Source organism: Amycolatopsis sp. 505, assembly GCF_031625235.1.
Taxonomy (GTDB): domain Bacteria; phylum Actinomycetota; class Actinomycetes; order Mycobacteriales; family Pseudonocardiaceae; genus Amycolatopsis.
Window position 1 is genome coordinate 51123 of the sequence record NZ_JACKQP010000001.1, and the last position, 25561, is coordinate 76683.

The window sequence follows — 25561 nt, forward strand, 5'->3', positions numbered from 1 at the left end:
CTGGTAGCTCATGGCCGCACAACTCCGGGAACTCCGGTCGCGCATCAAGGCGACCAAGTCGATCGGCAAGATCACCAAGGCGATGGAGCTCATCGCCACCGCGCGCATCACCAAGGCGCGGGCTCGGGTCGCCGCTTCCCGGCCGTACGCGGACGAGATCACCAAGGTGCTCTCGGCGCTGGCCGGCGCGGCCACCACGCTCGACCACCCCATGCTGGTCGAGCGCCCGAACCCGAAGCGGGCCGCCGTCCTGGTCGTGACCAGTGACAAGGGCCAGTGCGGTGGGTACAACTCCAACGTGCTGCGCGCGACCGAAGAGCTGCTTGCCCTCCTCCGCGAGGAGGGCAAGGAGCCGCAGGTCTACGTCACCGGCAACAAGGGGCTGAACTACTACCGGTTCCGGGGCCGCGAGGTCGTGGACGGCTGGACGGGCTTCTCCGACCAGCCGGGCTACGCGAACGCGGTCGCGGCCGGCGACGCCCTGGTCGAGTCGTTCATGCGGGGCGTCGACGACGAGCACGGCAACGCCGACGGCATCACGGGTGTCGACGAGATCCACATCGTCTACACCGAGTTCGTGTCGATGCTGACCCAGCGGCCGACCGCCAAGCGCGTCGCGCCGCTCGAGGTCGAGTACTCCGAGGGAGAAGAGGAGAAGCCCGCCGGGCTGCTCCCCAGCTACGAGTTCGAGCCGAGCGCCGACAAGCTGCTGGACGCCCTCCTGCCGAAGTACATCAACACGCGGCTCTACGCGGCCCTCCTCGAGTCCGCGGCGTCCGAGCTGGCCGCCCGCCGGACGGCGATGAAGGCCGCGTCGGACAACGCGAACGAGCTGGTCGGCAACCTGACGCGGGAGATGAACCAGGCCCGCCAGGCGCAGATCACCCAGGAGATCTCCGAAATCGTCGGTGGCGCGAACGCGCTCACCGCAGCAGGAAGTGATGATTGATGACCAGTACTGAAGCCCCGCGCGCCAAGGGGCGCATCGTGTCGGTGACCGGTCCGGTCGTCGACGTCGAGTTCCCGCGCGGTTCCGTGCCCGACCAGTTCAACGCGCTCAAGGTCGAGATCGAGTTCGAGCAGCTGCGCAAGACGGTGACCCTCGAGGTCGCCAGCCACCTGGGTGACAACCTCGTCCGCACCATCTCCCTGCAGCCGCAGGACGGCCTGGTGCGCGGCGCCGAGGTCACCGACACCGGCGGCCCGATCACGGTCCCGGTCGGCGACAAGGTCAAGGGCCACGTCTACAACGCCCTCGGCGAGTGCCTCGACGAGCCCGGCTACGGCGAGGACCTCGAGCGCTGGGGCATCCACCGCAGCGCCCCGTCCTTCGACCAGCTCGAGGGCAAGACCGAGATGCTGGAGACCGGCCTCAAGGTCGTCGACCTGCTCACCCCGTACGTCCAGGGTGGCAAGATCGGCCTGTTCGGCGGGGCCGGCGTCGGCAAGACGGTGCTCATCAAGGAGATGATCACCCGCGTCGCCCGGAACTTCGGTGGTACGTCGGTGTTCGCCGGGGTCGGCGAGCGCACCCGTGAGGGCAACGACCTCTTCCTGGAGATGTCCGAGGACGGCGTCATCAACGACACCGCCCTCATCTTCGGCCAGATGGACGAGCCGCCGGGCACCCGCATGCGCGTCGCGCTGTCCGCGCTGACCATGGCGGAGTACTTCCGCGACGTCCAGAACCAGGACGTGCTGCTGTTCATCGACAACATCTTCCGGTTCACCCAGGCCGGCTCGGAGGTGTCGACCCTGCTGGGCCGCATGCCGTCCGCCGTGGGTTACCAGCCGACGCTGGCCGACGAGATGGGGCAGCTGCAGGAGCGGATCACCTCGACCCGTGGCCGTTCGATCACCTCGATGCAGGCGATCTACGTCCCCGCGGACGACTACACCGACCCGGCCCCGGCCGCGACGTTCGCCCACCTGGACGCCACCACCGAGCTTTCCCGGTCGGTGTTCCAGAAGGGCATCTTCCCGGCGGTGGACCCGCTGGCGTCGACGTCGACGATCCTCGACCCGGCCATCGTCGGTGAGGACCACTACCGCGTCGCCTCCGAGGTCATCCGGATCCTGCAGAAGTACAAGGAGCTGCAGGACATCATCGCGATCCTCGGGATGGACGAGCTCTCGGAAGAGGACAAGCTGACCGTTCAGCGCGCGCGCCGCATCGAGCGGTTCCTGTCGCAGAACATGCTGGTCGCCGAAGCCTTCACGCAGATCCCGGGCTCGACGGTGCCGCTGTCGGAGACCATCGAGTCGTTCGACCGCATCACCAAGGGTGACTTCGACCACTACCCGGAGCAGGCGTTCCTGGGTATCGGTGGCCTCGAGGACCTCGAGAAGAAGTACAAGGAAATCACCAAGAAGTGAGCTCGTGAGCTCGGCGGGGGCTGTGTCCATTGTGGACTCGGGCCCCCGCCGTTCTCGTAGCTGGAGACAGACCTATTACACTCGGTGGCAACACCCCGAGTTAAGGAGTGCACGTGGCTGAGATGTCCGTGGAGCTGGTGGCCGTCGAGCGCCGTCTCTGGTCGGGTACTGCCACTTTCGTGGTGGCCCAGACCACCGAGGGTGAGATCGGCATCATGGCCGGTCACGAGCCCGTGCTCGGGCAGCTGGTCGAGGGTGGCGTGGTCAAGGTGACGACCACCGACGGTGAGACGGTCTGCGCGGCCGTGCACGGCGGCTTCCTCTCCGTGACCGGCACCGGGGTGAGCATCCTCGCCGAGAGCGCCGAGCTCTCCGACGAGATCGACGTCGAGGCGGCCAAAGCGGCCCTGACCGGGGACGACGAGACCGAGCGGGCGAGGGCCTCGGCCCAGCTCCGCGCAGCGGGTCAGTCGGCCTGAGCGCGAGACGGGCAGGAGCCGGGCCGTGAAGATCACCGTGGTCGTAGTCGGGCTCCTGATCGTGCTCGCGGTGCTGGCCGCCTGGTACGGCCAGCGGTGGATCCGGATGCGCCGCGGCGGCGGCGTGAGCGTCGCGCTGCGGTGGCGTCCGGACAACCCGCGGTCCAGCTGGCACCTGGGGCTGGGCCGCTACGAGGGCGACGAATTCGTCTGGTACCGGGTGTGGAGCCTGCGCACCGGCGCCGACCGCGTCTTCCAGCGCGAAAGCATGCAGATCGCCGACCGCCGCGACCCGTCCGGCACCGAGGCCTACGCCGTGCCCGAAGGCTCGACGGTGCTGCGCTGCGAGTCGGAAACCCAGGAAGCGATCGAGATCGCCATGGGGCCGGGCGCGCTCACCGGCTTCCTCTCGTGGCTCGAGTCCGCCCCGCCCGGACGGCGTCTCCCGCGCGCCTCCTGAAACCCTAGGGCGATCTGTCTCAAACCTGAGACAGATACGGCTAGGGTGTTGGCCTACCGTTGAGCGCATGATTCTCATCGTGGTCAAGTGGCCGGTGAAGCCCGAGTACGCCGATTCCTGGCTCGACATCGTCGGGGACTTCACCCGCAGTACCCGCGGCGAGGCGGGCAACAAGTTCTTCGAGTGGTCCCGCAGCGTCGACGACCAGAACACGTACGTGCTGGTCGAGGGCTTCGAAGGTCAAGACGCGGCCGTCGCGCACGTCAGCTCCGAGCACTTCAAGACGGCGGTGGCGACGCTGGGAAAGTACATCAGCGACAACCCGCAGATCATCAACGTCCAGGACGCCTCCGACTGGGGGCCGATGGCCGAGATTTCACCGCACTAAACTCGGGGTGTGACCCTCGTCGAGATCCCCGGCTCCAAGTCCGTCACCGCTCGTGGCCTGTTCCTGGCCGCCGCCGCGCACGGCACCACGACCCTCGGCCGTCCACTGCACTCGGACGACACCGAGGGCTTCGCCGAGGGCCTGGCGAAGCTCGGTTACCGCGTCGACCGGCAGGCGGACGCGTGGACCATCGAGGGCCGGCCGTCGGGTCCGGGGGTCGCCGAAGCCGACGTCTTCTGCCGGGACGGCGCCACGACGGCCCGGTTCCTGCCCGCGCTGGCCGCGGCCGGCACCGGGACGTTCCGCTTCGACGCGTCCGACCAGATGCGCCGCCGCCCGCTCGGGCCGCTGACCGACGCCCTGCAGGAGCTGGGCGTCGACCTCGAGTTCCGCGGCGAGCCGGGCCACCACCCGCTGACGGTCCGCGCGAACGGCATCAAGGGCGGTGAGCTGACCCTCGACGCGGGCCTGTCGTCGCAGTTCCTGACGGCGTTGCTGCTGGTCGGGCCGCTGACCGCGGAGGGAATGCGGATCACGGTGACCGACCTCGTGTCGGTGCCGTACGTCGAGATCACCCTGGAGATGATGCGCCGCTTCGGCGTCGACGTCCGCCGCGAGGGCCGGACGTTCGTGGTGCCGGCGCAGCCGTACCGCGCGTGCGAGTACCCGGTGGAGCCGGACGCGTCGACGGCCAGCTACTTCCTGGCCGCGGCGGCGGTCACCGGCCGCACGGTGACCATCCCGGGCCTCGGCTCGGACGCGTTGCAGGGCGACGTGAAGTTCGCCGACGTGCTGCGGGAGATGGGCGCCCACGTCGACCTGGCGCCGGACTCGGTGACGGTCGCGGGCCCGTCGGACGGCCTCCGCGGCATCAGGGTGAACATGCGCGACATCTCGGACACGGTCCCGACCCTGGCGGCGATCGCGCCGTTCGCGTCCGGCCCGGTGCGCATCGAGGACGTCTACAACACGCGCATCAAGGAGTGCGACCGCCTCGACGCGTGCGAGGAGAACCTGCGCGCTCTCGGTATCCAGGTCGAGACGGGCCGCGACTGGATCGAGATCCAGCCGGGACAGCCGACGGGCACCCTGGTGGCGTGCCGCCGCGACCACCGCATCGCGATGGCGTTCAGCATCACGGGCTTGCTGACCGACGGCATCACGCTGGATGATCCGGACTGCGTGAAGAAGACGTTCCCCGGCTTCCACCAGGCGCTGGGATCCCTGCGGGAGAGCTGGGGGATCTGATGGCCGAAGAGAGCCGCTTCGCGAAATTGCCGGAGCGCGTGAAGCCGGAGGACATGATCACCACCCAGGCCGTGGACCCGGCGTTCGACGGGACCCCGGACGTCGACCTGGAGCGCTACTGGGCGGCGCAGGAGCAGGGCCGGCTGGGCTAGGTGTGATGTTCGGGGAGGTCGGTCAGCGGTCGGTGAACCAGGCCATCGCCCGGCGCAGGACCGCGGTGGCGGTGGCGGCGGTTTCGTCGGGGTGGGTTTCGCTGACCGTGTGGACGCTGGGGGCGCGTTTGTTGATCTCGCTAGGGCCCGGCCGACGTAGCGGTGTCCGCCGCCGTCGGGGGTGTTGCCGAACTTGGTGACATCGACGTGGAGCAGCGAGCCGGGATGGTCGTGTTCGTAGCGGCGCAGGTCCGGCCGTGACCCCACGCACCCGACTGCAACTCGCCTGCCCAATCGTCGAACACACGGCAGGCCGTCACCGGTCACCTCAACTCGGGACAACGTCCCCGGACATCACACCTAGGGCTGCCCGCCCGGCTGCCACAGCACGTCACCCTCGGGGTTGGCCAGCCGGGCCAGGATGAACAGCAGGTCCGACAGCCGGTTCAGGTACTTCACCGCGATCGGGTTGGTCGCCTCGGGCTCCGCCTCGTGCAGGGCCCAGGCCGACCGCTCCGCCCGGCGGGCCACCGTGCGCGCCTGGTGCAGGAACGCGGCTCCCGGTGTGCCGCCCGGCAGGATGAACGACGTCAGCTTCGGCAGGCGCTCGTTGAACTCGTCGCACCAGCCTTCGAGGCGCTCGACGTACTTCTCGGTGATTCGCAGCGGCGGGTACGGCGGGTCGTCCGAGATCGGCAGGCAGAGGTCCGCGCCGACGTCGAACAGATCGTTCTGGACCGCACGCAGCACGTCCGTCACTTCGGCGGGCAGTGCGCCGACCGCGATCGCCAGGCCCAGCACCGAGTTCGTCTCGTCGGTGTCCGCGTACGCGCCCAGCCGCGGCGACGTCTTCGGCACGCGGGAGCCGTCGCCGAGCGCGGTCGTGCCGTTGTCGCCGACCTTGGTGTACACGCGGTTGATGCGAACGACCATGAACCCACCATAGCGGCCCCCGCCCGGGCCGAATCCGGGCGAGAGGGCATGATTGGCGGCCATGAGCGAGCACTTCGACGTGCATGGCGGAGCCCGGCTGGTCGGCGAGGTCGACGTGGTCGGCGCCAAGAACAGCGTGCTGAAGCTGATGGCCGCCGCCCTCCTCGCGGAGGGGACCACGACCATCACGAACTGCCCGCAGATCCTCGACGTCCCGCTGATGGGCGACGTGCTGCGGAGCGTCGGCTGCGAGGTCGTCATCGAGGGCGACACGGCCACCATCACGACGCCGGCCGAGCTGTCGCACCGAGCCGACTCGGCGGCGATGGGCAAGCTGCGCGCGTCCGTCTGCGTGCTGGGGCCGCTGGTCGGCCGGCTCAAGCAGGCCGTCGTGGCGCTGCCGGGTGGGGACGCGATCGGTTCGCGGCCGCTGGACATGCACCAGAACGGCCTGCGCAAGCTGGGCGCGACGAGCACGATCGAGCACGGCTGCGTCGTCGCGAAGGCCGAGACACTGGTCGGCGCGCAGATCTGGCTGGACTTCCCGAGCGTCGGCGCGACCGAGAACATCCTGATGGCGGCCGTGCTGGCCGAGGGCACCACGGTCATCGACAACTGCGCGCGCGAGCCGGAGATCGTCGACATCTGCACGATGCTGACCGAGATGGGCGCGAAGATCGAAGGCGCCGGGACGTCGACGCTGACCGTGCACGGCGTCGAGCAGCTGCACCCGACGACGCACAGCGTGATCGGCGACCGGATCGTGGGCGCGACCTGGGCGTTCGCCGCCTCGATGACCCGCGGCGACATCACCGTCCGCGGGGTCAACCCGCACCACCTCGACCTGGTGCTGAACAAGCTGCAGCTGGCCGGTGCGGACGTCGAGACGTTCGGCGACAAGGGTTTCCGCGTGGTCCAACCGGAGCGCCCGAAGGCGGTCGACTGGGTGACGCTGCCGTACCCCGGCTTCGCGACCGACCTGCAGCCGTTCGCGGTGGCGCTGTCGGCGGTGTCGGAAGGCACGTCGATGATCACGGAGAACGTCTACGAGGCGCGCTTCCGGTTCATCGAGGAGATGGTCCGGCTGTCGGGTGACGCGCGCACGGACGGCCACCACGCGGTGGTCCGCGGCGTCGAGAAGCTCTCGAGCGCGCCGGTCTGGGCGTCGGACATCCGCGCGGGCGCCGGGCTGGTACTGGCGGGCCTGTGCGCGGACGGCGTCACCGAGGTCTGGGACGTCTTCCACATCGACCGCGGCTACCCGCACTTCGTCGAGAACCTGAACCGCCTGGGCGCGAACATCAAGCGCGTCGCGGGCGAGCCGGACCGGAGCTGAATCAGCCGCCCTGCGCGCCCAGCGCGCGCAGGGCGTACTCCACGAGCCGGTCCACGTAATCCGGCTCCGCCTCGGCCTGCCGGACGACCAGGCGCCAGTAGATCGGCGCGGCCAGGACGTCCAGCGCCATCTCCAGGTCGAGGTCCTCGGGCAGTTCGCCGCGTGCGATGGCCCGGCGCAGCATCGCCTCGCCGACCTCGCGCCGCGGCCCGCCGATGTTCTCGCGCGTGCGGCGGCCGCGCTCCGGGTTCCGCGCGTCCTCCGCGACCAGGTCCGGCAGGATCCGCGAGAACAGCGGGTGGGTCAGCCAGTCGATCAGGGCCTGCATCGTCTCGCGGAGGTCGCCGCGCAGTGAGCCGGTGTCCGCCTCCACCGCCCGCGTCACGCTGAACTCCGTGACGACCGCGGCGATCATCTCGTCCTTCGACCGCCAGCGCCGGTAGAGCGCGCTCTTGCCGACACCGGCGCGCTTGGCGACGGCCTCCATCGAGAGCCGGCCGTAGCCCTGCTCGGCGAGCTCGTTCAGGACGGCGTTGGTGATCGCCGACGTGACTTGGTGCTGGAGGACCGCGGCGCCGGTCGGGGTGCGTGCCATGGATCGCAGTCTAACGGGTGGACGAGACGGTACCGTCCCGTCTATCGTGGTTGACGTCGGGACGGTACCGTCTCGTCCGAACGTCGAAGGAGGCTGCGATGCGCGACTTCGTCGAGCACGCGCTCGATCTGCTGCTGAAGCACGACATGAACGGGTTCGCCGGGCTGTGGGCCGAGGACGGCGTCCTCGAGTTCCCGTTCGCCGGTCCGGGCTACCCGAACCACGTCGAAGGGCGCGAGGCGATCCGCGAGTACCTGCGCGACTACCCGAACCTGCTGGACATCCGCGAGGTCACCGCGAAGACCGTGCACGAAACGACCGACCCGGCCGTGGTCGTCGTCGAATTCACCGTTGCCGGAGTCGTGGTGGCCACGCAGAAGCCGTACGAGCTGTCGTACATCGCCGTGATCACCGTTTCGGACGGTCTCATCCGCCACTACCGCGACTACTGGAGCCCGCTCGCGGCGGCGGAGATCCTCGGCGGCGCCGGCGAGCTGACGGCGGCGTTCGGTGGCTGACGTCCTGGTCCTCGGCGGCACCGGCACCACCGGCCGCCGGGTCGTCGCCGGCCTGCGTGCCGGGGGCTTCGCGGCCCGGGCGGCCACGCGGAAGCCGGGCGAGGCCGGGCAGGTCCGGTTCGACTGGGCGGATCGGTCGACCCACGCCGACGCGCTGCGCGGAGTCTCCGCGGTCTACCTGCTGGCGCCGATCGGCGAGGCTTCGCCGGCCGGCCTGGTGGCGCCCTTCCTGGACGACGCGCTGGCGGCGGGCGTCCGGCGGGTCGTGCTGCTCAGCTCTTCGGCGGTCACGCCCGACACCCCGGGCCTCGGCGACCTGCAGCGGCTGGTGCGCGCGGCACCGGAGTGGGCCGTGCTGAAGCCGTCCTGGTTCATGCAGAACTTCACCGGCGAGCACCTGGTCGCCCAGGGGGTGCGGGACGGCGAGATCGTCACGGCCACCGGCGACGCGCGGGTCGCGTTCGTCGACGCCGGCGACATCGCGGCGGTCGCCGTCCGCGCGCTGACCGATCCGGTACCGCACAACACCGACCACGTCCTGACCGGGCCGGCCGCGTTGAGCTACGCCGAAGCGGCGGCGATCGTGTCCGCGCGCCTCGGCCGCCCGGTGCGGCACCGCGCGGTCGGCACCGAGGCCTTCGCGGCTTCACTGACGACGTCCGGGATCCCCGCGGAGTTCGCCCGCGTGCTCGCCGCCCTGGACGAGGACATCCGGCGCGGCGCCGAAGACCGCGTCACCCCGGCCGTCGAGCAGGTCACCGGGCGGCCGCCCCGTTCGTTCGAAACCTTTGTGCAGGAGGAAATCCGATGAAGCAGCTGATGTTCGAAGAAGACCGGCAGTTCTGGTTCGAGACCCTCCGCCTGTTCGGCCACGCGGCCTACGGCGGCTCGGACTTCGGCGAGGTCCTCGCGGCGGCGTCGACGGTGACGCCGGGCGACTACGACAGCTGGCACGACGCCTACCGCGCGCTGGCCGACCGCCTGTACGCCGAAGCGGCCGACGCCGGCCCGGTCACCGCGCGGGACCTGCTGCTGCGCGCGTCGACGTACTACTTCTCGGCGGAGTTCTTCCTCCACGGCGACCCGGCGGACCCGCGCATCGCGGCGGCCTACGACCGCAGCGTCGAGTGCTTCCGCCGCGCGGAGGTGGCCGAGCCGGTCGAAATCCCGTACGAGGGCACGACTCTGCGCGGGTACTTCTACCGCGCGCCGGGTGCCGGGCCGAAGCCGTTGCTGATCATGCACAACGGTTTCGACGGCAGCGCCGAGGAATGCCACTTCATGGGCGCGGCCGCGGGGGCCGCGCACGGTTACCACGTCCTGACGTTCGACGGCCCGGGCCAGCCGAGCGCGATCCGGCACGAGAAGCTCGTGTTCCGCCCGGACTGGGAGCACGTGGTGACGCCGGTGGTCGACTTCGCCCTGGCCCTCGACGGAGTCGACCCGGAACGCATCGCGCTGCTGGGGGTGAGCCTGGGCGGCGAGCTGGCCCCGCGCGCGGCGGCGTTCGAACACCGGCTGGCGGCCGTGGTCGCGGTGGACGGCGTGTACGACGCGGGCGCGGCGGTGACGGGTCTGCTGCCCTGGCCGCGCGAGGAGATCGTGCGCCGGGCCCGGGCCGCGGAGGACGAGGAGTTCGACGCACTGCTCGCGGCGGGCCGCGAGGCGAGCCCGACGCTGCGCTGGGCGTGCGACCACGGCCGTTACGTCCTGGGCGCGGCGACCGACCGCGAGTTCATCGCGAAGTACCTGGAGTACACGCTCGAGGACGGCGTCGCGGAGAAGATCGAGTGCCCGGTTCTGGTCTGCGAAGCGGCGGACGACCTGTTCTTCGGCGGCGACCAGGAGACCGAGCCGAGGCGGCTGTATGCGCACCTCGAGGCGCCGAAGACGCTGCTGACGTTCACGGCGGAGGAGGGCGCGGACGCGCACTGCCACGTCGGAGCCCAGCGCCTGGCGACGGGCCGCATCTACGACTGGCTGGACCGGACGCTCTAGCCTTCGAGGGCGAGCGCCGCGCCGAACCCGACCAGCGCGGCGCCCGTCGCGCCGTCCATCGCCCGGCGGACCTTGCGCTCCTGCAACCAGCCCCGCACCCGGTGCACGAAGAACAACAGCACCACCTGCCACACCACGCCCAGGGCCGCGACCGTGTACGCCAGCAGCAGCGCATCGCCCTGGTCGGTGACTCCCGGCGTCAGGAACTGCGGCAGCACCGACAGGTACAGCACGATCACCTTCGGGTTGGTGATGTTGGACAGGAACCCTTCGCGGAACCGCCGTCCGCGGGAGGCGCGGGCTTTCCGGACGTCGTCGAGGGCGGCGTAGTTCCCGCGCCAGGCGCCGCGGAGGGCTTGGATGCCGAGGAAGACCAGGTAGGTCGCGCCGAGCCATTTCACCGTCTCGAACACCGGCTGGTAGCGGGTGATCACCGTGCCCAGGCCGAATGCCGCCGCCGTCCCCTGGAGGAAGTTCGCGAGCGTGATCCCGGCGCACGCCCAGCCGCCGCCCCGCGCCCCGCCGGTCAGGGCGTTCTTCAGCACGACCATGGTGTCCGGGCCCGGCATCATCGCCAGGAAGGCCATCATCCCGGCGAAGGCCGCGTAGGTGTGCCAGGTCATCAGGCCTCCAGGGCGAGGGCGGCGCCGAAGCCGAGCAGGGCGGTACCGGTGACGCCGTCCAGCGCGCGACGCACCCGGCGGCGCTCCAGCCACGCCCGCACGCGGTGCACGAACACCAGCAGCACCAGCAACCACAGCATGCCGAGCACGGCGACGGTGTAGGCGAGGGCGAGCGCGTCCCACGTCGTGGTGCGGACCGGGTCGAGGAACTGGGGAAGGACGGACAGGTACAGCACCAGCACCTTCGGGTTGGTGATGTTGGAGAGGAAGCCCTCACGGAACCGCCGGAAGCCCCCGCCCCGCCGCTGCCGGCCCTCTTCGACGGCGTGGTAGTTGCCGCGGAAGGCGCCCCGCAGCGCCTGGAACCCGAGGAAGACGAGATAGGCGGCGCCGGCCCACTTGAGCGCGAGGAACACCGGCTGCGACCGGGCGATGAGGACGCCGAGCCCGAGAGCCGCCGCGCTGCCCTGCACGACATTGCCGGCGAAGATGCCCACCGACGCGAGCAGCCCGCCCCGGAACCCGCCGGACAGCGCGTTCTTGAGCATCACCATCGTGTCCGGCCCCGGCGCGAGGACGATCAGAACCACGATGACCAGGTAACTCCCGTAGGTACTCCACGTCACGGCTCCCCACGCTAATCGAGAGGCTGGGGCTGGTCTCGCGGATTTCGGTCACACAGTCCACAAGTCGCGCAGGGTGTGGACAAGCCGGCCGGGTGGAGGGCTATCCGCTGGCTTGGGCAGGAGGTCATGGGTTGGTGCCCACCACCCCGAAGCCGGATTGTCACTACGGCCGGTGGTACCGCGTCAAGGCGGGAAAGCGTGCCTTGACCCGGCACCACCGGCCGTGTTTGGGCTTCGGATCGGGGTGGCGGGGGAGGTCTGGGCGGGGTGCCGGTTTTGGCGTCTTTGTGCCGTTAGGGTCGGAGATGCAGCGGCCGGAGGTGCGCCGCCGAAGACCGGCGCAGGCGGCTGATCGTCCACTTCGAACGGCATCCGGAGGGCGATCTGGTGCTCCGCGCGATCGGCCACGCACAGAGGGTGCACGACCACATCCAGCGCGCGCGGGACTCGGCGGAACAACCTCCGGCAGAGTAGTGTTCGGCCATGTCAGCAGGGGAAATCGAGCTTTTGCCCGGTGAACGCGTGCTCTGGGCGGGGGAGCCGGTCCAGCGCCCGCTCTACGTCGCCGCGGATGGGGTGGTTGCCTCCGTTGGGCTTCTCCTCGCCGCCGCCGCGCTCTGGCTGCTGCTCACCCGCGAACCCAGCGGGCTCACCATGGCCGCGGCCGTCGTTGCGCTCGTGATCGGTCTCTACGGCGCCGTCGGCCGGTCGATCGTCCGGTACCTCGCGCTCGGGCGCACCACCTACGCCGTCACCGACAGCCGGATCATCGCGCGCTCGGGGCTGTTCCGGCAGAAGGAACGCTCCAGCGAGCTGGCCGGCCTGCCCGCCCCGGTGCTCAAGACGGGCCCGTCCCGCACCGGCACCATCACCTTCGGCGGTGCGGGAACGGTGACGCTGATCGGCATCGGCGAGCCCAAGCGCGTCCGCGACCTGCTCACCAAGGCGATCGACGAAGCCCGCGCCCGCCAGGCCCCGCCGGAAGCCGACAGCCCGGCTGCCTGATCGGGGCAACCCGCGCGGCCTCCCGGTGCGTCACCCCGGCAACCGAGGAGGTCGCCGTGGACGAACCGCTGATCGCCCTGGAACCGGGTGAGCGGCTGCTGTGGTCGGGACGGCCGCGGCGGATCGCCCCGACGGGGCTCGAGTGGTACCGCCTCGTCTTCGGCTCGGTCATGGTGTCGGGGTTCGCCGTCGCCATCGGGCTGCCGGCCCCCGGGGCGGCCGTGACCTTCGGGAGCATCGGGCTCGCCATCGTCTGGGCGCCGGTGCTCTGGCGGCTCCGCACGACGCGCCGCGCGGTGTACGCGGTGACCGACCAGCGGGTCGTGGTGGCCGACCGCGTTTCGGGCCGCATCCGTACGTGCGAGTACCTGAGTGACCTGGAGTCGCCGGTCGTCCGGCGCGATCAGGACGGCGGCGGCCGGCTCACGCTCACGAGACGTGACGGGTCCGTGTACCTGCTCGGATATTCCCTGCCGAAGAAGGGGCAACCGGCCCCGATCGAGCTGTTCGACGTGCCGGACGTCGACGGGTTGCGCGACCTGATCGTGCACGAGCAGGCGGCCGGCTGACGTCACCCGGACGTGTCCCATTGCACTGCCACCATAAGTTACCGGTCGGTACACTCGACGAAACGTCCACCGCCGGAGGTGCCCAGTGCCGTACCCATCCGACAACGAGCGGGATCGCCCCTGGGTGATGCGCACGTACGCGGGGCACTCCTCCGCCGCCGCGTCGAACGAGCTCTACCGGCGCAACCTCGCGAAGGGGCAGACCGGCCTTTCGGTGGCCTTCGACCTGCCCACCCAGACCGGTTACGACCCGGACCACCAGCTCTCCCGCGGTGAGGTCGGCAAGGTCGGCGTCCCGGTGTCGCACCTCGGCGACATGCGGCGGCTCTTCGACGGCATCCCGCTCGCCGAAGCGAACACGTCGATGACCATCAACGCGCCGGCCATGTGGCTGCTCGCGTTGTACGTCTCCGTGGCGCGCGAGCAGGCCGAGGCCGAGGGGCGCGACGTCGACGAGGTGCTCGCGAAGCTCGCCGGCACCACGCAGAACGACATCATCAAGGAGTACCTGTCCCGCGGGACCTACATCTTCCCGCCCGGGCCGAGCCTGCGGCTGATCACCGACGTGATCGCCTGGACCGTGCACCACGTCCCCAAGTGGAACCCGATCAACATCTGCAGCTACCACCTGCAGGAAGCCGGGGCGACGCCGACGCAGGAGGTCGCCTACGCGCTGTGCACCGCGATCGCCGTCCTCGACGCCGTCCGCGACTCGGGCCAGGTCGACGCGGCCGACATGGCGAAGGTCGTCGCGCGGATCTCCTTCTTCGTCAACGCCGGCGTCCGGTTCGTCGAGGAGATGTCCAAGATGCGCGCGTTCACCGCGCTCTGGGACGAGCTCACGCGCGACCGTTACGGCGTAACGGATCCCAAGGCCCGCCGGCTGCGCTACGGCGTGCAGGTCAACTCGCTCGGGCTGACCGAAGCCCAGCCGGAGAACAACGTCCAGCGGATCGTGCTGGAGATGCTCGCGGTGTCGCTCTCCCGCGGCGCCCGCGCCCGCGCGATCCAGCTGCCCGCGTGGAACGAGGCCCTCGGCCTCCCGCGGCCGTGGGACCAGCAGTGGGCACTGCGGATGCAGCAGGTCCTCGCGTTCGAGACGGACCTGCTGGAGTACGAGGACATCTTCGACGGCTCGCACGTCATCCAGGCCAAGGTCGACGAGATCATGGCCGGCGCCCGCGAGGAGATCGCCCGCGTGCAGGACCTCGGCGGCGCGGTCGCCGCGGTCGAGAGCGGGTACATGAAGTCGCAGCTGGTCGCCTCGCTGGCCGAGTACCGCCGCGAGATGGAGAACGGCGAGCGGATCCTGGTCGGGGTCAACAAGTTCGGCACGACCGAGCCGTCACCGCTGCAGGCCGAGGGTGCGAAGGCGATCGAGACGATCGACCCCGCCGTCGAGAAGGCCGCCGTCACCGCGATCGAGGAGTGGCGCACCCAGCGCGACAACGAGGCCGTCGAACGGTCGCTGGCCGCGCTGAAGGAACGCGCGCAGACCACGGAAAACCTGTTCGAGGCCACTGTGGACTGTGCGCGGGCCGGCGTGACCACCGGCGAGTGGGCCGGCGCGCTGCGCGAGGTGTTCGGCGAATACCGGGCGCCCACCGGCGTTTCCGCTTCCGCGGTCGCCGGTGCCGGTGACCCCGAGCTGGAGCGGGTGCGCACGCGGGTCCGGGAAACCGAGGCGGAGCTGGGCGAGCGGCTGCGGATCCTGGTCGGCAAGCCGGGTCTCGACGGGCACTCCAACGGCGCCGAGCAGGTCGCGGTCCGGGCGCGCGACGTCGGCTTCGAGGTCGTCTACCAGGGCATCCGGCTGACGCCCGAGCAGATCGTCGCGGCCGCGGTGCAGGAAGGCGTGCACGTCGTCGGGCTCTCCGTGCTCTCCGGCTCGCACCTCGAGGTCGTCCCGCACGTCGTCGACGGCCTGCGCGCCGCGGGGGCGGGAGATGTGCCGGTGATCGTCGGCGGCATCATCCCGCCCGACGATGCCGCGCTGCTCACCGAACGCGGCATCGCCCGGGTGTTCACGCCCAAGGACTACGAGCTCACCGGGATCATGGACGGCATCGTCAGCCTGATCCGCGAACGGCACGGCCTCAGCTGAGCTCGGCCAGGACGTCCTTCGTGGACTTCACGGTGGCGAACTGGTTCGCCAGGTTCGCCGCCGTGACGCGGTAGAGCTCGTCCGCGGTCACGCCCGGGAGGTCGAAGGTGAACGTGGCGTCGAGGGCGAAAGTGACGTCGTAGCCGAGGTTCCCGCCCATCCGCGCGGTGGTTTCGCAGCAGAAGTTCGTCTGGATGCCGGCCACGACGAAGCTCGTGATGCCGCGCTTGCGCAGCCATGCGTCGAGGTCGACGTCGCCGAGGAACGCCGAATTGACCTTCTTGCCGAACACGAGGTCCGGCCGGGCGCCGTCGAGTTCAGGCTTGAAGTCGTTGCCCGGCTGGCCGGGACGCAGCGGCGAGCCGGGCTTCGGCGAGTCGTGGTGCACCAGGACCACCGGGAGCCGCCGCTCCTGCCACGCGTCGAGCAGGGCCTTCATGTTCGCTTCGGCGCCCGGGTTGTCGCGCGGGCCCCAGAACTCCGGGTCGTCGAACCCGCGCTGGACGTCGATCAGGATGAGTGCCGTTTCGGTCATGCCGTCGAGTTTCGCGGGAGTGCGGTGCGCGAGGGGAGTGGCAGAAGACGCGCGATGCGGTACTTTCCTGCCATGCGCACCATCGGCGTCCTCCTGCTGCCGGGCACCAGGATGTTCGACCTCGCGGTGATCGGCGAGGTCTGGGGCCAGGACCGGACCGACAGCGGCATCGGTCCGTTCACCGTGCGGCTGTGCAGCGCCGGCCGGGTGCGGACAGCCGTCTCGCCGTTCGGTGACGTCGCGGCCACGCACGGCCTCGCCGGGCTCGACGGCTGCGACCTCGTCCTCGCGCCGGGCCGCGACGACCCTCTCGCGCCGGTGCCGCCGTCGGCCGTCACGGCGCTGCGCCGCACCCACCGGGCCGGCGCGACCGTCGCCGGGTTGTGCTCCGGCGCGTTCACCCTCGCCGCCGCGGGCCTGCTCGACGGCCGCCCCGCGACCACGCACTGGCGCGACCTCGACGCCCTCGCCGAGGTCGCCCCGCGCGCGGACCTGCAGCGTGACGTGCTCTACACCGACGACGGCGGCGTTCTGACGTCCGCGGGCGTGGTCGGCGGCCTCGACCTCTGCCTGTACCTGGTCCGGCGCGACCACGGCGCCGACATCGCCGCCATGCTGGCACGCCGCCTGGTGATGCCGCCGGCGCGTGAAGGCGGGCAACGCCAGTACGTCGACAACCCGCTGCCGCCGAAGGCGGCCCAGCCCGGGATGGCGTCCACAATGGACTGGGCGCTGGCGCGGCTCGGGGAGGGCATCGGCGTCGAGGACCTGGTCGGGCACGCGCGGATGAGCGAGCGGACGTTCCACCGCGAGTTCGCCGCGGCGACCGGCGTGACGCCGGGACGCTGGCTGCGCGTCCAGCGCGTCCGCTACGCGCAGCGGCTGCTGGAGACGACGTCGCTGCCGGTCGAGCGCGTCGCCGAGCGGTCCGGGCTGGGCACGGCGGCCAACCTGCGGCGCCGGATGCGCGCCGAAGTCGGCGTCGCGCCGGACAGCTACCGGCGCACATTCCGCTCGGGAAGTACTACCGTCGGGGCATGACCGAGTACGAGCACATCCTGGTCAAGCGCGACGGCGACACCGTCACGATCACCATGAACCGGGCGGCGCGGCGCAATTCGCTCTCCGCGGACCACCTCGCCGAGCTGCTCGCGGCGTTCCGCGAGGCGGGGACGACCGACGCGACCGGCGTCGTGCTGGCCGCCGACGGCCCGGTGTTCTCCGCCGGCCACGACTTCGCCGACGTCGCCGCGCGTGACCTGGCGGGCGTGCGCGAGCTGCTCACGTTGTGCACCGACGTCATGAAGACGATGCAGTCGATCCCGCAGGTCGTCATCGCGCGGGTGCACGGCCTGGCCACGGCGGCGGGCTGCCAGCTGGTGGCGTCGTGCGACCTGGCCGTGGCCGCCGAGTCGGCGGGCTTCGCGCTGCCGGGGGGCAAGGGCGGCTGGTTCTGCCACACGCCGGCCGTCCCGGTGGCGCGGTCGATCGGCCGCAAGCGCCTGATGGAGCTGGCCCTGACCGGCGATGTCATCGACGCGGCGACGGCGCTGGACTGGGGCCTGGTCAACCGGGTCGTCCCCGACGAGCAGCTCGACGACGCCGTCGCGGAGCTGCTGGCCCGGGCCACCCGCGGCAGCCGCGCCAGCAAGTCGATGGGCAAGGTGACGCTCTACGCCCAGCTCGACCGGCCCGAGGCCGACGCCTACGCGATCGCGCTCGAAGTCATGGCGGCGGCGTCCCAGCTGCCCGGCGCCCGCGAGGGCATGGCGGCGTTCCTGGAGAAGCGCAAGCCCTCCTGGCCCGACTGATCGGCGAGACGGTCCGGCCGGGCTTCGTCGTGGCCGCCGTCCATACCATACGGTATGGTATGGCCATGGCGGGCAAGCGGGATTGGCTGGACGCGGGACTGGTGCTGCTGGCGGAGCAGGGCGCGCCGTCGGTGACCATCGAGCGGCTCACCGAACGCCTCGGGCTGTCGAAAGGCTCCTTCTACCACCACTTCAAGGGCATGGGCGGCTACCGCACCGCGCTGCTGGAGCACTTCGAAGCCGAACGCACCACGCGGTTCGTGGAGCAGGCCGAAGCGGCGGACGGCGACCGGCTGAGCGCGTTGCTGAAGCTGGTCCTGGCGCCGGGACCGGGGCCGGAGCTGGAGATCGCCGTCCGGGCGTGGGCCCTGCAGGACGCCGAAGCCCGGGCGGTGCAGGAGCGCGTGGACGCCACCCGCGTCGCCTACCTGACCGAGATCGGCGGCGACGCCGACCTCGCGCGGGCGTTGTACCTGGTCGTCGTCGGTGCCGGACAGGTCGTGCCGCCGCTGACCGGCCGGCAGCTGAAGAGCGCGTTGGAACTGGTACTGGGGAGACGGAAATGACCGAGCCTTACGTCGACGGCGCCGACTACGTCGAGTTCAAGGAAATCGAGAGCGAGAACAGCCTGCGCGAGTTCGTCGCCGGCGTCTTCGGCTGGTCGCCGGCCTGGGTGAAAGCCCTCTTCGGCGTCCGGTACGTGCTCGCCAAGGCGCTGCGGCTGGAGACCGCGTCGGTCCCGCGGACCGGCCGGCTGCGGCCCGAGGACATCGGGTTCGCGCCCGGCGACCGGGTCGCGTTCTTCACCGTCCGCGCCGGGGATCCGGAGCGGTACCTGATCGCGGGCGTGGACGACAGTCACCTGACCGGGTACCTGACGGTCGAAGCGGTGTCACGCGGCTTCCGGCTCGGCACGATCGTGCACTTCCACAACCGCGTCGGCCCGGCCTACTTCGCGCTGATCAAGCCGTTCCACCACCTGATGATCCGCGGGATGCTCAAGGCCGGTGCCGCTCGAACAGCATGAGCTGCGCCCACGCGGCGATCGACTGCGCGTCGGTGATGTCCCCGGCGAGGATCATCTTCTCGACGTCGGCGCGCGCGAACCACGCGCTGCGCATGTCCTGTTCCTCGTGCTCGCGCTCCGGCTCGCCCTCGCTGATGTCCGTGGCGAGGAACACCCAGCCGCGCTGGCTGCTCATGCCGGCGGCGACGTCGAGCTTGCCGAGCGGGACCATCGAGCCTGCCCGCAGGCCGGTCTCTTCGCGCAGCTCCCGCACGGCGAGTTCGGCCGGCGGCACGTCCGCCAGGTCCGGTGCGGTGCCCTGCGGGAACTCCCAGCGCCGCTCGCCGAGCGGGTAGCGGAACTGCTCGACCAGCCGGAACCGGTCGCCGTCCTGGGCGATGACCAGCGCGTACGACGGCTTGTCGATCACGCCGTAGATGCCCGGCGAGCCGTCGGGGCGACGGATTTCGTCCTCCCGCACGGTCATCCAGTTGTTCCGGTACACCTCGCGGGACGCGACACGCTGAATGGGGTCCACGCGCCCAGTATCGCCGACCCTGTCCTACCCTCCTCGGGTGCGTCTCGTGATCGCGCGGTGCCAGGTCGACTACGCCGGCCGGCTCACCGCCCACCTGCCGATGGCCACCCGCCTGCTGCTCGTCAAGTCCGACGGCTCGGTGTCGGTGCACTCCGACGACCGTGCGTACAAGCCGTTGAACTGGATGAGCCCGCCGTGCTGGCTGATCGAGGACGGCAAGCTCTGGATCGTCGAAAACAAGCAGGGCGAGAAACTGGTGATCTCGATCGACGAGGTCTTCCACGACCACTCCCAGGCCCTGGGCGCGGAACCGGGCCTGCAGAAGGACGGCGTGGAAGCGCACCTGCAGGAACTGCTGGCCGAGCACATCAAGACCCTCGGCGACGGCTACACGCTGGTCCGCCGCGAGTTTCCGACGGCCATCGGCCCGGTCGACATCATGGCCCGCGACGCGGACGGCCGTTCGGTGGCGGTCGAGATCAAGCGCCGCGGCGAAATCGACGGCGTCGAGCAGCTGACGCGCTACCTCGAGCTGCTCAACCGCGACCCGCTCCTGGCGCCGGTCCAGGGCGTGTTCGCGGCCCAGATCATCAAGCCCCAGGCCCGCACGCTGGCCGAGGACCGCGGCATCCGCTGCCTGACCCTGGACTACGACGAGCTCCGCGGCATCGAGTCCGACGAGTTCCGGCTGTTCTGAGGTGGAGCCGGGCCGGTACGTCCACTACAAGGGCGGCGAGTACGAGGTGCTGGGCGTGGCCCGGCACAGCGAAACGGAAGAGGAACTCGTGGTGTACCGCGCGCTCTACGGCGAGCGGGGACTGTGGGTGCGCCCGGCGGCGATGTTCGCGGAGACGGTCGAGACACCGGACGGCCGGGTGCCGCGGTTCCGGCGGGTGGCGGACTGACCGCCCGGCGTCGGGGAGACGGGTAGATCGTTCGGCTGGGCCTCGACACCGGAAGCCGACATCATGGGCGAGTGCGATCGATCCCGGAGAAGACGCTGGAGCACTGGGCCAGCATCTACCTGGCCAACCGGTTTCCCGACGCCGCTCTGTGGTGGCCGGCCTCAGGCGAGGACGTCCTGACCGAGTTGCCCCAGCTCGCGGCCTCCGCGCCGGGGAAGACACTGGCGTTGGAACTCAAGACGACCGAAGCGCGCGGTGACGACCACGTCCTGGAAATCGACACCCATCAGCTGGAGAGCTACCTGAACCCGTGGTCCGGGCCCCCGTTGCCGGTGTACTACGTGTTCCCCGTCCCCGCGCTGGACCGGCGCGCTCACCTCCCGCTCCGGGTTTTCGCCACCCGCTCCGGGCAGGTCGGGGGCCCCACCGGCATGGTGGCGGCGGCAAGCCGGTCCAGCGTGGTTCGGCGAATGGCTCTACGTGCTGCCGGCGCGCTCGGTGGCCGCTGCTTTGCCGTCCGGTTGGCGCTCGTCAGGCCGGAAGAACGAGAAGTTGTTCACCCTGGCCGGTTCTGGTCACCATGGCGCGCCGCTGGACTGGGTCGGCATGTTCGGCAAGGCCCTGGCCCGGCGGCCACCGAAGTGGGCGCACTTCTGGAAGTTGGTGACCCGGTGCGGGCCGGACGACGGTGTCCGGTGGCGCACGGTCTCCGGTCGGAGCGGCCGGCCCGGACGGTTGCTCGTGCTCGAAGGCGGGCAAGAGGGTGAATGGTCGGTCGGTGACCTGCTCGACCAACCTCGACGGCAGCGCCGTCCGGTGCCGGACGAAGGTGTCGAAGTCCTGGCCGGCTCGGAAAGCGCCGGCGACGAACGTCTGCTGGTGCACATCCCCGAGACCGCGCTCACCTGAGTGACCGGCGCTGCGGCGTCGAGGCACCTTCTGGCGGGTGGCGGACTGGCCGCGGGTCGTTGAAAAATCGACCCCGCGGCCGCCCGAAGGGGCGTATCTCGGTGCCGATACCGAATCGATGCCGAAATCGGTGTATCTGATTCGGTGATTATTACTCCGCCAGGAAATCTTTGACCCGATAGGTGCGCGTGTGGTCAGCGGAAACTTTTTCACCGTGATTCGTGCGCTGTTCGGGTGAGTTCGGGATCTTATTCGGTGTTTTCGTGCGACACTCGATTCGAGGGGTTCCGCCGGTGCGTCCGGCGTGGCCGGAGGGTGGTGCGCTCGGCCGTCTTTCTTCGTCGTGCCAACGTTTCAGTCCGCCTTCGAGCTCGGGGTGCGCATGCCATCCGGCCGGCGTGTGCGCATTTTCGCCTGCACGCAAGGAGGAAGTCATGCGTTATCGCCCACTCGGTTCCGATCCGGCCGACCCGCGCCTGGGCCGGTTCATTCCGGACGACTGGCGGCACGTGGAAAGGTATCCGCTCGGCGCGCTGGCCGACGAAGACCGGCCCACCCGGGCGCCGGTCGTGATCGGCGTCAACTGGTACTCGGCGTTCGACCAGCCCGAGCAGGACGAGAAGTCCGGCGAGTTCTTCATCGCGAAGGCCGGCGTCAAGAAGCTCGGCCGGATCCGCGGTGGCCACTGCGTGTGCCTCGAGCCGGGCGGCACCCCGGACACCGACGCCTGGTACGCGTTCTACGACCAGGGCCACGAAGGCGCCTGCGTCGGCTTCGGCTGGTCGCGGTGCATGTCGATCTTCAATGGCAGCGAGTACGCGGCCCGCTGGCTCTGGGACTCGGCCAAGAAGCGCGACGAGTGGCCCGAGACCAACCCCGGCGACGAGAACGGCACGTCGGTGCGGGCCGCGGCCGAGGTGCTCAAGGACACCGGGCACGTCCTGTGGGACGACTCCTACGGCAACGACGACTGGCACGCCCGCGAGAAGTACACCGCCGAGGCCAAGCAGGGCATCAAGGCGTTCCGCTGGGCGAAGTCGGTCGACGACGTGCACTCGGTGCTCGCCAACCCGCGGGCCGACGAGCTCGGCGCCGTGCCGATCCTCAACTCGTGGGGCCCGGGCTACCCGCACCGGACCTACCTGCCCGACGACGTGCTGGCCCACCTGATCGCCGAGGACGGCGAGATCGCCGTTCCGACCGACCGCTGATCCCCGCCACTCCCGCGGCGCGCGGAACGAGGGCGCGTTTTCCCTGGTCAAGGCCGGGAAAGCGCGCCCTCTGACCATTTTGGACACGTCGGCGTGCCGACCCTGAATCCATGCAGTACTGTCCGGATCCGACGGGATGCTGGTGATTCCTGTCGGATCTTGTCCTGTTTGAAATAGGGAACTGCCGGAGGTGGGTCGGGTGCTCGTCCTAGCCGATGCGAACCTGCGACTCGACGCGAGCGCGATCGACTACATCGAGTTGGCGTTTTACTTCGCGCTCGTGCTGGGCATCGGTTATCTGGCGCGGCGGCAGGTGTCGAGCAGCCTCGACTTCTTCCTGTCGGGCCGGTCGCTGCCCGCCTGGGTCACCGGCCTGGCGTTCATCTCGGCGAACCTCGGCGCGGTCGAGGTGATGGGCATGTCCGCCAACGGCGCCCAGTACGGCCTGCCGACCGTCCACTACTTCTGGATCGGCGCGATCCCGGCGATGCTGTTCCTCGGCATCGTGATGATGCCCTTCTACTACGGCTCCAAGGTCCGCAGCGTCCCGGAGTTCATGCGGCGGCGCTTCGGCAAGCCGGCCCACCTGGTCAACGGCGTCAGCTTCGCCGCGGCCCAGATCCTCATCGCGGGCGCGAACCTCTTCCTGCTGGCCAGCGTGGTGAACCTGCTGCTGGGCTGGCCGCTGTGGGTGTCGATCATCGTCGCCGCCGCGATCGTGCTCTCCTACACCGCGCTCGGCGGCCTCTCCGCCGCCATCTACAACGAGGTCCTGCAGTTCTTCGTCATCGTCATCGCCCTGGTGCCGCTGACGATCATCGGCCTGGTCAAGGTCGGCGGCTGGCAGGGCCTGGTCGACAAGGTGACCAACAGCCCGGGCGGCACCGCGCAGCTGCACTCCTGGCCCGGTGACAACCTGACCGGCTTCGGCAACAGCTTCCTTTCGGTGCTGGGCATCGTCTTCGGCCTCGGGTTCGTGCTCTCTTTCGGTTACTGGACGACGAACTTCGTCGAGGTCCAGCGCGCGATGGCGTCGAAGAGCATGTCGGCCGCGCGGCGGACCCCGATCATCGGCGCCTTCCCGAAGATGCTGGTCCCGTTCATCGTGATCATCCCCGGCATGATCGCCGCGGTCACCGTGTCCGAGTACGTCAAGGACAAGCAGGTGCTGCTCGACGGCGGCAAGGCCGAAAGCGGCGTCACCTTCAACAACGCGCTCCTGCTGCTGATGCGCGACCTGCTGCCGAACGGCATGCTCGGCATCGCCATCGCCGGTCTGCTGGCCTCGTTCATGGCCGGCATGGCGGCGAACCTGAGCTCGTTCAACACGGTCTTCACGTACGACATCTGGCAGACGTACGTGAAGAAGGACAAGCCGGACCACTACTACCTCAACCTCGGCCGCATCGTGACGTCGGGCGGCACGATCCTCGCGATCGGCACGGCGTTCATCGCGTCGAACTCCGGCAACATCCTGAACTACCTGCAGGACCTGTTCTCCTTCTTCAACGCGCCGCTGTTCGCGACGTTCATCCTGGGCATGTTCTGGAAGCGGATGACCCCGCACGCCGGCTGGAGCGGCCTGGTGCTCGGTACCGCCTCCGCGATCACGATCTGGGGCCTGTCCCAGGCCGGGGTGATCGGCCTGGAGGGCCAGGGCACCAGCTTCGTGGCCGCCGGTGTCGCCTTCGTGGTGGACATCGTGGTGAGTGTCGTGGTCTCGCTGGCGACCAAGCCGAAGCCGGACGAAGAACTGGTGGGCCTGGTCTACTCGCTGACGCCGAAGGAGACGCGCCAGCACGACGCGACCGGCGAGAACGCGGGCTGGTACCGCAAGCCGGGCCTGCTCGCCGGCATCGTGCTCGTCCTGACCATCGCCCTGAACATCATCTTCTAGGAGGTCGGAATGGCTACCGAGTCGCAGCCGCGCGCGCACAAGGCAGGCGCCTTCGACATCCGCCTGATCATCGCCCTGCTGATCGGCGTCTACGGCGTCATCCTCACCGTGATGGGTATCGGCTTCACCTCCGACGAGGAGATCAAGAAGGCGGCCGACGTCAACATCAACCTGTGGGCCGGGATCGGCATGCTGGTGGTCGCCGCGCTGTTCGTCACCTGGGCCCTGGTGCGCCCGCTCGTCGTGCCGGCCGAGCCGGAGACCGGCGACACACCGGCGGCGGCGGGCGAATAGCCGGGTTGTCCGGACAGCGGCGTTCGGCTGCCGCTACCGTGCATCGCGTGTTCCCAGACGTTCGGCACCGCCGTCTCCCGAAGCTGTTCCTGCTGGTCACCGCGCTCGCCCTGCCGCTGACGGCGTGCGGGCCGGACCTCGGCAAGTCCAACTTCGCCCGGACGACGGTGCCCGCGGCGGCCGGGTCCGGCCAGGTCCCCGACGGCCCGATCACCGACGCCGCCGTGGCGGCCGGCGTGCTCCGCACGATCCAGCCGTGCCAGTTCCTGACCAAGGACGCACTGGGCGCACTCGGCCTCGGCACGGTCGAGGACGACCCGTCGCCGTCGTCCATCGCCTTCGACACCTGCAGCAACAAGGTGAAGGACCCCGGTGGCAAGGAGATCCGGCTCGAACTCGAGATCGGCAGCACCGTCGTGCCGCGGGCGGACAAGACGACCGGAGTGGCCGGCGGGCTGCCGTTGCGCGTGAACAAGACCGGCGACACCGACTGCACCGTCGCGGTGATGACGGCGCTGAACCCGGATGTGGCGCTCCAGGTGTCGGTCACCTACGCGGGTGATCCCTGCCGCCCCGGGCAGGCGCTCGCCGAAGCCGTCGTCCAAAAGGTGCACAACTCGCCGGAGAAGTACTCGACACCCGCGGGCACCGTGCTGACCGCCGAGCCGTGCGCGATGGCCGACGCCGCGGCGGTGACCGCCGTCGTGCCGTCGGCGAAGCCCGCTCCCTCGGGGCTGCACTCGTGCGAGTGGCGGGACCGGGGCCCGGCGGTGACGGTCGGGTTCCGGCCGGGGCTGCCCCCGCTCGTCGGTGACGGCAACTCCAAGGTGGACCTCGGCAACGGCGTGACCGGCTTCCAGAAGCAGGCGACCGGGGGTTCGGCGCGGTGCAAGGTCGAGTGGCAGCATCGGCCGTGGCAGGGCGACGACGTCGAACTGGCCCAGGTGGACTACCAGGGGTATGCCGACAACGACACCGACCCGTGCGGCAAGGCGGTGACCGTCGCGAAGAACGTGGTCACCAAGCTCCCCAAACCCTGATCTGG

Annotated in this window: 31 protein-coding genes and 1 pseudogene; 25 read left to right on the forward strand and 7 right to left on the reverse strand. The window is 70.2% G+C overall.

The genetic code is table 11. The features are described from left to right. The first annotated feature begins 10 nt into the window (after positions 1-10). The 7 genes from H5965_RS00265 to H5965_RS00295 all read left to right on the forward strand — a co-directional run bounded on the left by H5965_RS00265 (position 11) and on the right by H5965_RS00295 (position 5103). Positions 11-949: a F0F1 ATP synthase subunit gamma gene (locus H5965_RS00265; RefSeq protein WP_310967041.1), complete on the forward strand. Its 939-nt coding sequence runs from the start codon at positions 11-13 to the stop codon at positions 947-949. Beyond that, positions 949-2376 (forward strand): F0F1 ATP synthase subunit beta, encoded by a 1428-nt coding sequence (atpD, locus tag H5965_RS00270; protein ID WP_086840690.1) that lies wholly within the window; start codon positions 949-951, stop codon positions 2374-2376. The genes H5965_RS00265 and atpD overlap by 1 nt, the downstream gene beginning before the upstream one ends. A gap of 113 nt (positions 2377-2489) precedes the next feature. After that, positions 2490-2855: a F0F1 ATP synthase subunit epsilon gene (locus H5965_RS00275; protein WP_003102658.1), complete on the forward strand. Its 366-nt coding sequence runs from the start codon at positions 2490-2492 to the stop codon at positions 2853-2855. Positions 2856-2880: 25 nt separating this feature from the next. Then, the gene (locus H5965_RS00280) at positions 2881-3315 is read left to right on the forward strand and encodes a DUF2550 domain-containing protein (RefSeq protein WP_003102655.1); all 435 of its coding nucleotides are present in this window, start codon (positions 2881-2883) and stop codon (positions 3313-3315) included. Between the two features lie 67 nt (positions 3316-3382). After that, positions 3383-3703, forward strand: a complete 321-nt coding sequence (locus tag H5965_RS00285; protein WP_310967042.1) for a putative quinol monooxygenase — start codon at positions 3383-3385, stop codon at positions 3701-3703. A gap of 9 nt (positions 3704-3712) precedes the next feature. Continuing rightward, positions 3713-4951 (forward strand): 3-phosphoshikimate 1-carboxyvinyltransferase, encoded by a 1239-nt coding sequence (aroA, locus tag H5965_RS00290; RefSeq protein ID WP_310967043.1) that lies wholly within the window; start codon positions 3713-3715, stop codon positions 4949-4951. Next, positions 4951-5103, forward strand: coding sequence for a hypothetical protein (locus H5965_RS00295; protein ID WP_310967044.1), 153 nt, complete (start codon positions 4951-4953; stop codon positions 5101-5103). Before aroA ends, H5965_RS00295 begins: the two co-directional genes overlap by 1 nt. 25 nt (positions 5104-5128) lie before the next feature. Here the strand turns inward: H5965_RS00295 and H5965_RS00300 are convergent. Next, positions 5129-5352 (reverse strand): annotated as a pseudogene (locus H5965_RS00300) (IS481 family transposase); the annotation flags it as partial. A gap of 111 nt (positions 5353-5463) precedes the next feature. Further along, positions 5464-6036 (reverse strand): cob(I)yrinic acid a,c-diamide adenosyltransferase, encoded by a 573-nt coding sequence (locus H5965_RS00305; RefSeq protein ID WP_310967045.1) that lies wholly within the window; start codon positions 6034-6036, stop codon positions 5464-5466. A 61-nt stretch (positions 6037-6097) separates the two neighbouring features. Here H5965_RS00305 and murA point away from each other — a divergent pair, with 61 nt between their 5' ends. Then, positions 6098-7372 (forward strand): UDP-N-acetylglucosamine 1-carboxyvinyltransferase, encoded by a 1275-nt coding sequence (gene murA / locus H5965_RS00310; protein ID WP_310967046.1) that lies wholly within the window; start codon positions 6098-6100, stop codon positions 7370-7372. A gap of 1 nt (position 7373) precedes the next feature. On the opposite strand, the gene H5965_RS00315 is transcribed toward murA, so the two are convergent. Beyond that, positions 7374-7967: a TetR/AcrR family transcriptional regulator gene (locus H5965_RS00315; protein ID WP_310967047.1), complete on the reverse strand. Its 594-nt coding sequence runs from the start codon at positions 7965-7967 to the stop codon at positions 7374-7376. 50 nt (positions 7968-8017) lie between these two features. Here H5965_RS00315 and H5965_RS00320 point away from each other — a divergent pair, with 50 nt between their 5' ends. Genes H5965_RS00320 through H5965_RS00330 form a run of 3 tightly spaced genes read left to right on the forward strand, consistent with a single transcriptional unit; the run spans position 8018 to position 10483 of the window. Further along, complete coding sequence (locus H5965_RS00320; RefSeq protein WP_310967048.1) at positions 8018-8485, forward strand: nuclear transport factor 2 family protein; 468 nt, start codon at positions 8018-8020, stop codon at positions 8483-8485. Then, complete coding sequence (locus H5965_RS00325; RefSeq protein WP_310967049.1) at positions 8478-9296, forward strand: NAD(P)H-binding protein; 819 nt, start codon at positions 8478-8480, stop codon at positions 9294-9296. The genes H5965_RS00320 and H5965_RS00325 overlap by 8 nt, the downstream gene beginning before the upstream one ends. Beyond that, a complete protein-coding gene (locus tag H5965_RS00330; RefSeq protein ID WP_310967050.1) occupies positions 9293-10483 on the forward strand; it encodes an alpha/beta fold hydrolase in 1191 nt (396 codons plus the stop codon). The genes H5965_RS00325 and H5965_RS00330 overlap by 4 nt, the downstream gene beginning before the upstream one ends. Here H5965_RS00330 and H5965_RS00335 read toward each other — a convergent pair. Beyond that, positions 10480-11106 carry a LysE family translocator gene (locus H5965_RS00335; protein ID WP_310967051.1) on the reverse strand — a complete coding sequence of 209 codons (627 nt, stop codon included), beginning with the start codon at positions 11104-11106 and terminating at the stop codon, positions 10480-10482. The two genes, H5965_RS00330 and H5965_RS00335, sit on opposite strands and share 4 nt — an antisense overlap. Continuing rightward, on the reverse strand, positions 11106-11732 hold the full coding sequence (locus H5965_RS00340) for a LysE family translocator (protein ID WP_310967052.1): 627 nt from the start codon (positions 11730-11732) through the stop codon (positions 11106-11108). Before H5965_RS00340 ends, H5965_RS00335 begins: the two co-directional genes overlap by 1 nt. Positions 11733-12215: 483 nt before the next feature. Here H5965_RS00340 and H5965_RS00345 point away from each other — a divergent pair, with 483 nt between their 5' ends. The 3 genes from H5965_RS00345 (at position 12216) to H5965_RS00355 (ending at position 15410) form a co-directional block, all read left to right on the forward strand. Continuing rightward, positions 12216-12737 carry a PH domain-containing protein gene (locus H5965_RS00345; RefSeq protein WP_310967053.1) on the forward strand — a complete coding sequence of 174 codons (522 nt, stop codon included), beginning with the start codon at positions 12216-12218 and terminating at the stop codon, positions 12735-12737. A gap of 56 nt (positions 12738-12793) precedes the next feature. Continuing rightward, positions 12794-13306, forward strand: coding sequence for a hypothetical protein (locus tag H5965_RS00350; protein WP_310967054.1), 513 nt, complete (start codon positions 12794-12796; stop codon positions 13304-13306). Positions 13307-13391: 85 nt separating this feature from the next. Continuing rightward, positions 13392-15410 (forward strand): protein meaA, encoded by a 2019-nt coding sequence (locus H5965_RS00355; RefSeq protein WP_310967055.1) that lies wholly within the window; start codon positions 13392-13394, stop codon positions 15408-15410. On the opposite strand, the gene H5965_RS00360 is transcribed toward H5965_RS00355, so the two are convergent. Further along, positions 15403-15945: a cysteine hydrolase family protein gene (locus tag H5965_RS00360; RefSeq protein ID WP_310967056.1), complete on the reverse strand. Its 543-nt coding sequence runs from the start codon at positions 15943-15945 to the stop codon at positions 15403-15405. The genes H5965_RS00355 and H5965_RS00360 overlap by 8 nt on opposite strands. Before the next feature lie 72 nt (positions 15946-16017). On the opposite strand from H5965_RS00360, the gene H5965_RS00365 reads away from it, so the two are divergent. From H5965_RS00365 to H5965_RS00380, 4 genes are all read left to right on the forward strand, one after another. Next, a complete protein-coding gene (locus H5965_RS00365; protein ID WP_310967057.1) occupies positions 16018-16986 on the forward strand; it encodes a helix-turn-helix domain-containing protein in 969 nt (322 codons plus the stop codon). Next, entirely contained in the window at positions 16983-17756 is a 774-nt protein-coding gene (locus H5965_RS00370) for an enoyl-CoA hydratase-related protein (RefSeq protein ID WP_310967058.1), read from the forward strand. Before H5965_RS00365 ends, H5965_RS00370 begins: the two co-directional genes overlap by 4 nt. A 65-nt stretch (positions 17757-17821) precedes the next feature. Continuing rightward, a complete protein-coding gene (locus H5965_RS00375; RefSeq protein WP_310967059.1) occupies positions 17822-18322 on the forward strand; it encodes a TetR/AcrR family transcriptional regulator in 501 nt (166 codons plus the stop codon). Continuing rightward, entirely contained in the window at positions 18319-18783 is a 465-nt protein-coding gene (locus H5965_RS00380) for a DUF2867 domain-containing protein (RefSeq protein WP_310967060.1), read from the forward strand. Before H5965_RS00375 ends, H5965_RS00380 begins: the two co-directional genes overlap by 4 nt. Here H5965_RS00380 and H5965_RS00385 read toward each other — a convergent pair. Further along, the gene (locus H5965_RS00385; protein ID WP_310967061.1) at positions 18755-19300 is read right to left on the reverse strand and encodes an NUDIX hydrolase; all 546 of its coding nucleotides are present in this window, start codon (positions 19298-19300) and stop codon (positions 18755-18757) included. The genes H5965_RS00380 and H5965_RS00385 overlap by 29 nt on opposite strands. A 37-nt stretch (positions 19301-19337) precedes the next feature. On the opposite strand from H5965_RS00385, the gene nucS reads away from it, so the two are divergent. From nucS to H5965_RS00420, 7 genes are all read left to right on the forward strand, one after another. Continuing rightward, on the forward strand, positions 19338-19997 hold the full coding sequence (nucS, locus tag H5965_RS00390; protein WP_191316401.1) for an endonuclease NucS: 660 nt from the start codon (positions 19338-19340) through the stop codon (positions 19995-19997). A 1-nt stretch (position 19998) separates the two neighbouring features. Further along, positions 19999-20205, forward strand: coding sequence for a DUF1653 domain-containing protein (locus H5965_RS00395; protein WP_310967062.1), 207 nt, complete (start codon positions 19999-20001; stop codon positions 20203-20205). Between the two features lie 552 nt (positions 20206-20757). After that, complete coding sequence (locus H5965_RS00400) at positions 20758-21114, forward strand: hypothetical protein (RefSeq protein ID WP_310967063.1); 357 nt, start codon at positions 20758-20760, stop codon at positions 21112-21114. Positions 21115-21548: 434 nt separating this feature from the next. Next, positions 21549-22325 (forward strand): hypothetical protein, encoded by a 777-nt coding sequence (locus H5965_RS00405; protein ID WP_310967064.1) that lies wholly within the window; start codon positions 21549-21551, stop codon positions 22323-22325. 199 nt (positions 22326-22524) lie between these two features. After that, positions 22525-24222, forward strand: a complete 1698-nt coding sequence (locus H5965_RS00410; RefSeq protein ID WP_310967065.1) for a sodium:solute symporter family protein — start codon at positions 22525-22527, stop codon at positions 24220-24222. A gap of 9 nt (positions 24223-24231) precedes the next feature. After that, positions 24232-24516, forward strand: coding sequence for a hypothetical protein (locus H5965_RS00415; RefSeq protein ID WP_310967066.1), 285 nt, complete (start codon positions 24232-24234; stop codon positions 24514-24516). A 47-nt stretch (positions 24517-24563) separates the two neighbouring features. After that, complete coding sequence (locus H5965_RS00420) at positions 24564-25556, forward strand: DUF3558 domain-containing protein (RefSeq protein WP_310967067.1); 993 nt, start codon at positions 24564-24566, stop codon at positions 25554-25556. Positions 25557-25561: the final 5 nt, after the last annotated feature.

Coding starts and splice junctions, on each gene's coding strand:
- H5965_RS00265 (WP_310967041.1), top strand. CDS start 11: ATGGCCGCACAACTCCGGGAACTCCGGTCGCGCATCAAGGCGACCAAG.
- atpD (WP_086840690.1), top strand. CDS start 949: ATGACCAGTACTGAAGCCCCGCGCGCCAAGGGGCGCATCGTGTCGGTG.
- H5965_RS00285 (WP_310967042.1), top strand. CDS start 3,383: ATGATTCTCATCGTGGTCAAGTGGCCGGTGAAGCCCGAGTACGCCGAT.
- H5965_RS00295 (WP_310967044.1), top strand. CDS start 4,951: ATGGCCGAAGAGAGCCGCTTCGCGAAATTGCCGGAGCGCGTGAAGCCG.
- H5965_RS00305 (WP_310967045.1), bottom strand. CDS start 6,036: ATGGTCGTTCGCATCAACCGCGTGTACACCAAGGTCGGCGACAACGGC.
- murA (WP_310967046.1), top strand. CDS start 6,098: ATGAGCGAGCACTTCGACGTGCATGGCGGAGCCCGGCTGGTCGGCGAG.
- H5965_RS00315 (WP_310967047.1), bottom strand. CDS start 7,967: ATGGCACGCACCCCGACCGGCGCCGCGGTCCTCCAGCACCAAGTCACG.
- H5965_RS00330 (WP_310967050.1), top strand. CDS start 9,293: ATGAAGCAGCTGATGTTCGAAGAAGACCGGCAGTTCTGGTTCGAGACC.
- H5965_RS00335 (WP_310967051.1), bottom strand. CDS start 11,106: ATGACCTGGCACACCTACGCGGCCTTCGCCGGGATGATGGCCTTCCTG.
- H5965_RS00345 (WP_310967053.1), top strand. CDS start 12,216: ATGTCAGCAGGGGAAATCGAGCTTTTGCCCGGTGAACGCGTGCTCTGG.
- H5965_RS00360 (WP_310967056.1), bottom strand. CDS start 15,945: ATGACCGAAACGGCACTCATCCTGATCGACGTCCAGCGCGGGTTCGAC.
- H5965_RS00365 (WP_310967057.1), top strand. CDS start 16,018: ATGCGCACCATCGGCGTCCTCCTGCTGCCGGGCACCAGGATGTTCGAC.
- H5965_RS00370 (WP_310967058.1), top strand. CDS start 16,983: ATGACCGAGTACGAGCACATCCTGGTCAAGCGCGACGGCGACACCGTC.
- H5965_RS00375 (WP_310967059.1), top strand. CDS start 17,822: ATGGCGGGCAAGCGGGATTGGCTGGACGCGGGACTGGTGCTGCTGGCG.
- H5965_RS00380 (WP_310967060.1), top strand. CDS start 18,319: ATGACCGAGCCTTACGTCGACGGCGCCGACTACGTCGAGTTCAAGGAA.
- H5965_RS00405 (WP_310967064.1), top strand. CDS start 21,549: ATGCGTTATCGCCCACTCGGTTCCGATCCGGCCGACCCGCGCCTGGGC.
- H5965_RS00415 (WP_310967066.1), top strand. CDS start 24,232: ATGGCTACCGAGTCGCAGCCGCGCGCGCACAAGGCAGGCGCCTTCGAC.